We start from the raw sequence: 8,749 nt of genomic DNA, 5'->3' as shown, positions 1-8,749 counted from the left end.
TGCGGTAGGGTGATACGTGCCGTTAACCCGGCGATGCGAGCTCAGCTGGCCGATTCGGTGAGTTCGTGCGCGATGTGCTCATTTAACTGGTCGAGCAGCGTGTACATGCTGGCCACCAGCGTGCGCGCCTGGTCCACCGTGGCGCCGTCGCGCAGCTGCTCCAGGTCCTGGCACAGGCCCGCGAAACGCATTGCGCCCACTGCCTTGGCCGATGCCTTGATGCGGTGCCCCAGGTCGGCCAGGCGTTCCAGGTCGCCGCGATCGAGCGCTTCGCTCACGTCAGCCAGGCCGTCGCGCGCCGAGTCGAGGAACATGAACGCGTACTTGCGCATCTTGACCGGATTGCCGCCGAAGGTCAGCGACAAGGCGCCCATGTCCAGCATGCCGGCGTCGCTCGACGCCACCGGCGCGGCCGACATGCGGGTCGGCGCCTGGTCGGCCAGCGCCGCCACGCGCCGCCGTCCGTTGCGCGCCGGCCGCGTGGCCAGCCAGCGGGCGATCACCTCGAACAGCAGCTTGGGCGAAATCGGCTTGGTGACGAATTCGTTCATGCCCGCTTCCAGGCAGCGCGCCTGGTCATCCTTGCCGGCGTTGGCGGTCATGGCGATCACCAGCGCATCGCGCAGGCGCGGGTCGGAGCGGATCATGCGGGTCGCTTCAAAACCGTCCATCACCGGCATCTGCACGTCCATCAGCACGCAGTCGAAGCGTTCCTTGAGCATCAGGTCGATCGCTTCCTTGCCGTTGTTGGCCACCACCACCGTGACCTGGGCTTCTTCGAGCAATTCCTGTCCCACCTGCTGGCTGAAGATATTGTCTTCCACCAGCAGGATGTAGGCGCCGCGCAGTTGTTCGAGGACCGCCGGATCGACCGCGCTGCGGTCGCCCGGCAGGAAGTTGAGTGCCTTGCCCAGGCGCGCCGTGAACCAGAAGGTGCTGCCATGGCCCGGCGTGCTGTCGACGCCGACCGTGCCGCCCATCAGCTCCGCCAGCTGCTTGCTGATCACCAGCCCCAGGCCGGTGCCGCCGTATTTGCGGGTGGTCGACGGGTCGGCCTGGTGGAAGGACTTGAACAGGTCGGCGATTTCGGCGTCGCTCATGCCGATGCCGGCGTCGACCACCTCGAAACGCACGATGACGTCGCTCTCGCCCTCTTCAAGCGCCAGCGCGCGCACGCGGATGCTGCCGTTTTCCGAGAACTTGATGGCGTTCGAGGTGAAATTGAGCAGCACCTGCTCCAGCCGCAGCGGGTCGCCGCGCAACTGCGGCGCCAGAAGCGGGTCGATCTCGAAGTCGAGATGCAGATGCTTGGTGGCGGCCGCGTCGCCCAGCTGGTTGGCGATGTTCTGCATCAGCGCGCGCAGGCCGAAGTCGAGCACTTCGAGTTCGAGCTTGCCCGCTTCGATCTTGGAAAAATCGAGGATGTCGTTGATGATGCCGAGCAGGTGCTGGCTCGAATGATGGATTTTTTCGAGGTAGTCGCGCTGCTTGGGATTGGCCACCGACTTGAGCGCCAGGTGCGACATGCCGATGATGCTGTTCATCGGCGTGCGGATTTCGTGGCTCATGTTGGACAGGAAGTTGCTCTTGGCCAGATTGGCGGCGTCGGCCTGCGCCTTGAGCTGGTGCAGTTCGGTCACGTCGGTCGACAGGCCGATCACGGCGCTCACCTCGCCGTCGAGCAGTACCGGCACCTTGACGGTCCACAGCTGGCGCACCTCGCCATCGAGCTGGGTAAATTCCACCTGGCTGGCGTGGCGCGCGCCATTGGCGAAGATCTGGATATCCTGGTTCCAGGAGATATCGGCCAGTTCCGGCGCCATCACCTCGCGGTCGAGTTTCCCGATGATCGCTTCGGCCGGCTGGCCCATCGCTTCGGCGGTGCGCGCATTGATATAGATGTAGCGCCGCTCGCGGTCCTTCATGTACACATGCGCGTCGATGCTGTTGAGGACAGAATCGAGCAGCACGCGCTGTTCGATGGCGGCCCGGCGCGAGCGGTACAGGGTAAAGAAGAAGGCGTAGACCAGCAGCGTAACCAGGAAGCCGACCCCGAACGTGAGTGGCGGCAGCAGCACGTCGAAGCCGCTGTACAGGTCCGCGCGCGCGATGCGGAAATGCGCTTTCCACAGGTTGCCGTTGTAGTCGACCGGCAGCACGGTGTCGAAATGGGCAGCATCCCGGGCGTCGGCGGCCAGCGCATCGTGATCGTTGTACAGCAGCCGGTCGAGCCGCCCCAGGGCCAGGCTGCGCCGCTCGGGATCGGGGCCGCCGTCGGCGTACAGTGCCAGCCGCAGGCGGCGCTGCGGCATTTCCTCGAGCGCGCTGCCGACCAGCGCCGGCATCGAAAAGTCGATGCCCACGCTGCCGATATAGGCATCGCGGCGCGCCTGCGCGGTGTAGAGCAGCGGGCCACTGCGGTAGACCGGCATGCGCATGTCCAGCGCCACGTGCGGACGCGGTGCATCAACCATGAACGGCATGCCCGTCGCGCTGACCTTGCCGCTGTCGCGCGCCTGCTCCAGGAGCGCCGTGGCGGCCGGCGTGGCGCCGATGTCCAGGCCCATGCGATTGCCGGCGCGCGCGGCCTGCGGTTCGATGTACGTGAGCACGGTGTAGCCGGCGCGTTCGCCCTCGGGCCGGATGGTAAAGTCGGGATAGCCGCCCGCGTCCACGCTGCGGTCGGCGCGCACCGAGGCGATGAAGTCGGCGCGCTCGGCCGCGCTCACGTAACGCGCAAACGTGACTCCTTCGATCGCCGGGTAGTTGCTGCGCATGCCCAGCGCCTGCACGTAGCGGTGGAACTGCAGGCGGCTGGGCGTCTCGGCGCCCTGGAACAGGGCCGACACGCCGCGTGCCAGGTCGGAATACGATTTGACGCGGGTCGACAGGCTCGATTGCGCGCTGCGTGCAATGGCGTCGAAACGCTGGCGCGCATCGCCGTCGACCATTCTGCTGGCGCCCACCGACAGCAAGGAGGCCACCAGCGCCGACAACGTCAGCCCCGCGGCCCACCATGCCAGGCGCGCGCCGGAACGAGCACCGGCGGTGCCTGTCATGGTGCGCTTGATCGCTTGCATCATCGTCCAACCCCGTTATTTTCGCTCGGCCGTACTTGGAAACCGCCGTGCAGGCAGCATACTATTAATAGAATGAAAAGTGCGCACGAACGCGCCGCCCGATTCATATATCCAAGGGTACTTTGCAGCAAGAGAACATGCAATTTATAAATTGCACTGTCGCGCCCATGCCATATGGCGGCCACGAAAGCAGTCTAGGAAACAGGAGCAGGAATGCGACATTTGATTGGCGAAATCATATCGGAATCGGTGAAAACGGTGCACGCGGCTGACGCCGGGGACGACCCGCATCTGTGGCTGGAAGACATCACGTCGGCCGCCGCGCTCGACTGGGTGCGCGCGCGCAACGCCGTGTGCGAACGCGAGCTCGAAGGCAAGCCGGGCTTCGCGACCCTGCGCGAGCGGCTCGCCACCATCCTCAACGACAAGGCGCGCATTCCCTGGGTCAGCGAGCATGCCGGCCATGTCTACAACTTCTGGCGCGACGCCATCCATGTGCGCGGCCTGTGGCGGCGCACCACCCTGGCCGATTACCGCGCCGCCGCGCCCGCCTGGGACACGGTGCTCGACCTCGACCTGCTGGCCCGGGAGGAGCGCGAAAACTGGGTCTGGGCCGGCGCCTCCTTCCTGCCGCCGGCCGGCGCGCGCTGCCTGGCGTTCCTGTCGCGCGGCGGCGGCGACGCCCATGTAGTGCGCGAATTCGACCTCGACACGCGCCAATTCGTGGCCGATGGCTTTGTCCTGCCGGAATCGAAATGCAGCGCGCGCTGGCTCGATTGCGGGCGCCTGGCGGTGGCCACCGATTTCGGTCCGGGCAGCATGACGGCATCGGGCTATCCGCGCATCGTCAAGGAATGGCGGCGCGGCACGCCGCTGGCCGCGGCCAGCACCCTGTTCGAGGCGCGCGAGGATGACTTGAGCGTGTCGGCATATAAAGTGTTCACGCCCGGCTTCGAGCACGAATTCGTGGAGCGCCAGATCGGTTTTTACAGCAGCGAGCTGTTCCTGCGCAGCGGCGCCGAGCTCATCCGCGTCGACAAGCCGGACGACGCCAATGCCTACACCGTGCGCGGCCAGCTGGTCATCGAATTGCGCTCGGACTGGCAGGTGGGCGGGCGCACCTGGCCGCAAGGGGCGCTGGTGGCGACCGATTTTGCCCGTTTCATGCAAGGGGAACGCGATTTCGACCTGTTGTTTACTCCGGGCGCCACCAGTTCGCTCGACGGCGTGGCCATGACCGCCAGCGCCCTGCTGCTGACGGAGCTGGACAAGGTCAGGAACCGCGTCGTCGAGCTGCGCCATGTGCAAGGCCAGTGGCAGCGGCGCGAAGTGACGGCGCCGGAGTTTGGCGCGCTCGGCGTGAGCGCGCTCGATGCCGCCACCTCGGATGCGTATTTCCTGACCGTGAGCGACTTTTTGACGCCGACCAGCCTCTACCTTTGCCAGGTGGGCAGCGACCGGCGCCAGGCGCTCAAGGCGATGCCGGTGTTTTTTTCGGCCAAGCCCTACATCGTCAGGCAGTTCGAGGCCGAGTCGAAAGATGGCACGCGGGTGCCCTATTTCGTGGTCATGGACCGGAAAACGCGCATGGATGGCAGCAATCCCACCGTGCTGTACGGGTATGGCGGCTTCGAGATTGCGATGAAGCCGTTTTACAGCGGCGTGACCGGGGAAGCCTGGCTGGCGCGCGGCGGCGTGTACGTACTGGCGAATATACGCGGCGGCGGCGAATTCGGGCCGCGCTGGCACCAGGCAGCGCTGAAGGACCAGCGCCAGCGCGCTTTCGATGATTTTATTGCCGTGGCACAGGATCTGATCGGGCGTAAGCTCAGCAGTCCGCGCCACCTGGGCATCATGGGCGGCAGCAACGGCGGCTTGCTGGTGGGAGCGGCCATGACGCAGCGGCCGGATTTGTTCAACGCGGTCGTGTGCCAGGTACCGCTGCTGGACATGCGGCGCTACCACAAGCTGCTGGCCGGGGCCTCGTGGATGGGCGAGTATGGCGACCCGGAGGTGGCGGCCGAGTGGGAGTATATCGCGCGCTATTCGCCGTATCACAATGTATTCAGGGACAAGCGCTATCCGCGCATGCTGCTGACCACCTCGAGCCGCGACGACCGGGTGCACCCGGGGCATGCGCGCAAGATGGTGGCCCTGATGGAGGCGCAGGGGCATGCCGTGCTGTATTGGGAAAACCTGGAGGGCGGACACGCCGGAGCGGCGAATAACGACCAGCAGGCGCAGATGTGGGCGCTGACGTATACGTTTTTACTGGAACAGTTGCGGTAGGGGTAAGGCCGGCCACCTTATCCGCCGCCGCCCTGCCGCGTCGTCGCGCCAGTGGCGGGACGACGCGGCAGGGCCAGAGACAACAGAATATGTCTCATTCATGCCAACACCATCCATCCTCCATATCGATTAGCGCAAACTTTCGCCTGAAACTTCCCCTCTCCCCGCGATTCCCGCCGCCGCGCCACGCCCTTTCCCCCTCCGCCGGCCCGCTTTCCACCCTCATTTCTGCCAGCTACCCCGGCCCGGCTGCCCGGTTTGTAATAGTTCGTCAAGCGAACTTATCGACCCGCCGATCAACCCGCAGCATGACTGGAATCATCACCATGGAACAGCTCGCCTCCCTCACTCCCCAGCTTTCCCCCGCCCAGCCGGCGCTGTTGCGAGAGTCCACCCCGCGCATCATCGGCGGCGGCATGTTCTGGAGGCCCGGCATCGGGCTCGGCGCGGCCATCATCCTGGAACTGTCGGCCGACATCGACAGCTTGTCGCAACGCATCGCCCAGCTGCCCGAGCGTGCCGGCGCCACCCGGCCGATGGTCAGCCACTACCTGTTCATGGTGAAAACCCTGGCCGCCGCCTGGGCCACGCGCAGCCGGCCCGCCCTCGATGCCGGGCTCGACGGCCTGCGCCACCTGGGCGAGAGCTTGCTGGCGCAAGACGCCCCGCCCCTGGCCACGGCGCTGCTGAACATGTTCCACGGCCGCCCCTCGGACGGTCCGGGCGCGGTGCGCCTGGTCGATGGCCTGGTACGGCGCCTGGCGGCCCCCAGCGCCGCCCTCGACGCCATCGACGCCGATGTCGGCAGCTATCTGGCGCAGATGGCGTGCGCCTCGGCCGACCTGGAAACGGATACGACGCTGGTCACCCAGCGCTTGCAGGCCGACCAAGTGCACGCCTTCATCCTGGCGCAGCAAGTCAATACCTTGCAGGGAAAACTGGCCGAGGCGCGCGCGCGCCGCCACAGCCACTGGCTGCTCGGGCCGGAGGCCGACGAAGCGCGCCAGGACATCACTCTTCACAACGGCGCGCTCGAGAGCGTGATGCGCCAGCTCGACCATATCCGCAACGGCCAGAGCGCCATGATGGCCGAGGCGGCCTATCTGCAAGGCTTGCTGCCGACCCTGTCGGCCTATCTGAGCGGCATGGACCGCATCGGGGCCGGTATCCGCACGCTGGCGGCCGGCACGCGCGCCCTGCGCGCCGAACTCGACGACCTGAAGAACGTCCTGCTGGCGGGCCCCGCCGTCAGCAGCCAGGTCCATGCGCAGTTGCAGGCCGCCCTGCCGGCCTGGCGCACACTGACCGCGCGCATCGCCAGCTTCCCCCCGGCGCGGGCCGACTGAGGCCGGTGCCGGCCGCTCAGGACGCCAGGCGCGCCTCGAACATCGCTTCATAGGTGCCGGCAATGTCGATATACAGGGCCACGGCGCGCTCGACCCCGATCTGGACCGGATCGCCGAAGCGCGCGGTGAGCACCCCGGCACGGCGCAGCAAGCGCTCGATGGCGGTGGTGGTGACCGTCACGTACTGGTCCAGCCCGGCGTGGTGGCCGTGGCAGATGATTTCCCCGATCGATTCCATGGTGATATCGGAAAAGCCAAAATGCTGGTTGCCATCAGTTTCGATGGCGAAACGCGACAATTCCCAGATACGGGCGTTTTGCGGGGCTTCCTGGCCATGCAGGAGCTGCGCAAACGAATCCTTGAGCATGTAAGGGCCCTCGGTCGGCAACAGGCGCCAGCAGCCGCGCAGGGGCCCGCCGCCCGGCTCGCGGATCATCATGTAGAGCGGTTCGAGGGCGTCGTAGCCATCGATCTCCATGCCGCTCATGATGGGAACTTCCCAGCCTAGCCGGTCTTTGAAAACCTTGGCACGCAGTGTGTGCATCTCCCACAGATCGCGGGATTTAAAGTCGCGCCGTGCGGCGATTCGAATGTGCAGAGCCATGTTTGGTACCTCGCTTTATAAAAGTTATGCAACTTGCATGAAGAATCATGCAAAAAAGTCATTGACATAACTAGTAGAGTTGCTAGGTGGCTCGTAAGCACAGTGAATGGAATACTGCCCTTTTGTTTGCGAGGAAACGGTATGGCTCAGGATTTCAATTACCAGACGACGGCCGTGGCAGAACAGCGCGGCGAGATCGATCACGATAGCGGCACCGCACAGGCAGCAAGCATGGCCGGCACGCCCCACAGCGAATTAAAACGCTTCAGGATCAGCAAGCGCGAAAGCCAGGAAAAGTTCTGGGGACGCTTCGGCGTGACCCAGTCCAGCGGCAGCCGCTTCGAAACCGGCCTGGGTATCCCGGCGCCGGTGGCGATTTTGGTCAAGCTGTATGTCAAGGGTAAGCTCAGCGATGGGGATCTTCCGGGCTGATAATGCCCAGACTGATCGCCTTCACCAGTGCCTGCTGCCGGGTGTTGACATTGAATTTCACGCGGATGTTTCCGATGTGAAAATTCACGGTCGCCTCGGAGCAGAGCACGATTTTCGAGATTTCCCATGACGATTTGCCGACCATCACCCAGTTGAGCACTTCGAGTTCGCGCTTGGTCAGGCGCGGGATGGGTTCGGCGCCCGGCTTGGGCGCGACGAATTTGAGCGAGGACTCGAAGGCGTAGTCGCGGATCAGCGAGAGCGATGGCATCAGCTGGCTGATGGTGCTGTCGAACTCGCCGTTGGGCGGGGCGTCGGAGGCGAAACTGACCACCCCGAATTCGCCGCTCGGCCCGTGGATGGGAAAGGTGATGCCGGAGCGGATGCCGTAGCCGCAGGCTTCCTCGTACATCTCGCGCTGCCCGGGCGCATGGAAGGTATCGGGTTCCCACACGATGGGAAGCGAGCTGGTCAGGCAATGGGAGACGGTCGGGTCGACGTAGTGCAGCTTGTCGGCGTCGTAGCGCGTGCGCCAGGCGGCCGCGTAGTTGCTGTGCAAGAAAGCTGTTTCCAGCTTGACATGCTTGGAGCCGACGGCGCCGTACAGCACCTGGTCGAATCCCTGGTCATAGGCCAGCGAAAACAGGGCGGAACTCCATCCATTCTCCTGGTCGCTTTTTAACAGCGTCATCAGTTGTCCCATTTTCACCATTGCCGTCACTCCCTTTTGTTGCCTATTTTACACAAATATCGCGTAATGACACTAGCGGGTATGCTCGCGTTAACTATAAATACGCCAAATGTAACTGTTAGTTGGTATTTTAGGCCGTTCCGCTCTCCTGCAACGGACAAATTTCGCCGACAATTCGCCGTGGAAAGTAAACTAATAGTTACGTTGGGCTGACTTGCGGCGGGAGAGCAAAGGCGTAGCGCAATCACAACATGGGACTGGGGCACAATGAATTGTGCGTCGTGGAAATTTGTTTTCCGCTAGTCTT

At 64.5% G+C, this 8,749-nt stretch carries 6 protein-coding genes; 3 read left to right on the top strand and 3 right to left on the bottom strand.

All coding sequences use genetic code 11. The annotated features are described in order from the left end of the window. Nucleotides 1–41 precede the first annotated feature (41 nt). Nucleotides 42–3,083: a CHASE domain-containing hybrid sensor histidine kinase/response regulator family protein gene (locus F2P44_RS08155; RefSeq protein ID WP_229423452.1), complete on the bottom strand. Its 3,042-nt coding sequence runs from the start codon at nucleotides 3,081–3,083 to the stop codon at nucleotides 42–44. 210 nt (nucleotides 3,084–3,293) lie between these two features. On the opposite strand from F2P44_RS08155, the gene F2P44_RS08150 reads away from it, so the two are divergent. Both F2P44_RS08150 and F2P44_RS08145 read left to right on the top strand, forming a co-directional pair. Continuing rightward, the gene (locus tag F2P44_RS08150; RefSeq protein WP_167086210.1) at nucleotides 3,294–5,369 is read left to right on the top strand and encodes a prolyl oligopeptidase family serine peptidase; all 2,076 of its coding nucleotides are present in this window, start codon (nucleotides 3,294–3,296) and stop codon (nucleotides 5,367–5,369) included. A gap of 326 nt (nucleotides 5,370–5,695) precedes the next feature. Then, nucleotides 5,696–6,715 (top strand): hypothetical protein, encoded by a 1,020-nt coding sequence (locus F2P44_RS08145; RefSeq protein ID WP_167086209.1) that lies wholly within the window; start codon nucleotides 5,696–5,698, stop codon nucleotides 6,713–6,715. Nucleotides 6,716–6,731: 16 nt separating this feature from the next. Here the strand turns inward: F2P44_RS08145 and F2P44_RS08140 are convergent, their stop codons facing one another. Then, nucleotides 6,732–7,319, bottom strand: coding sequence for an acyl-homoserine-lactone synthase (locus tag F2P44_RS08140; RefSeq protein WP_167086208.1), 588 nt, complete (start codon nucleotides 7,317–7,319; stop codon nucleotides 6,732–6,734). 141 nt (nucleotides 7,320–7,460) lie between these two features. Between F2P44_RS08140 and F2P44_RS08135 the strand changes: the two genes are divergently transcribed. After that, nucleotides 7,461–7,751, top strand: a complete 291-nt coding sequence (locus tag F2P44_RS08135; RefSeq protein ID WP_229423451.1) for a helix-turn-helix domain-containing protein — start codon at nucleotides 7,461–7,463, stop codon at nucleotides 7,749–7,751. Here the strand turns inward: F2P44_RS08135 and F2P44_RS08130 are convergent. Continuing rightward, nucleotides 7,726–8,442: a helix-turn-helix transcriptional regulator gene (locus F2P44_RS08130; RefSeq protein ID WP_167086207.1), complete on the bottom strand. Its 717-nt coding sequence runs from the start codon at nucleotides 8,440–8,442 to the stop codon at nucleotides 7,726–7,728. The two genes, F2P44_RS08135 and F2P44_RS08130, sit on opposite strands and share 26 nt — an antisense overlap. Nucleotides 8,443–8,749: the final 307 nt, after the last annotated feature.

Source organism: Massilia frigida (genome assembly GCF_011682175.1).
In the GTDB taxonomy this organism is placed as follows: Bacteria; Pseudomonadota; Gammaproteobacteria; order Burkholderiales; family Burkholderiaceae_D; genus Telluria_A; species Telluria_A frigida.
The sequence above is the reverse complement of the archived record's forward strand: the minus strand, read 5'-3'. Positions and strand labels throughout refer to the sequence as shown.

Excerpts from the sequence above, each read along its gene's own strand:
- F2P44_RS08155 (WP_229423452.1), bottom strand. The coding sequence starts at position 3,083 with ATGATGCAAGCGATCAAGCGCACCATGACAGGCACCGCCGGTGCTCGT.
- F2P44_RS08150 (WP_167086210.1), top strand. The coding sequence starts at position 3,294 with ATGCGACATTTGATTGGCGAAATCATATCGGAATCGGTGAAAACGGTG.
- F2P44_RS08145 (WP_167086209.1), top strand. The coding sequence starts at position 5,696 with ATGGAACAGCTCGCCTCCCTCACTCCCCAGCTTTCCCCCGCCCAGCCG.
- F2P44_RS08140 (WP_167086208.1), bottom strand. The coding sequence starts at position 7,319 with ATGGCTCTGCACATTCGAATCGCCGCACGGCGCGACTTTAAATCCCGC.
- F2P44_RS08135 (WP_229423451.1), top strand. The coding sequence starts at position 7,461 with ATGGCTCAGGATTTCAATTACCAGACGACGGCCGTGGCAGAACAGCGC.
- F2P44_RS08130 (WP_167086207.1), bottom strand. The coding sequence starts at position 8,442 with ATGACGCTGTTAAAAAGCGACCAGGAGAATGGATGGAGTTCCGCCCTG.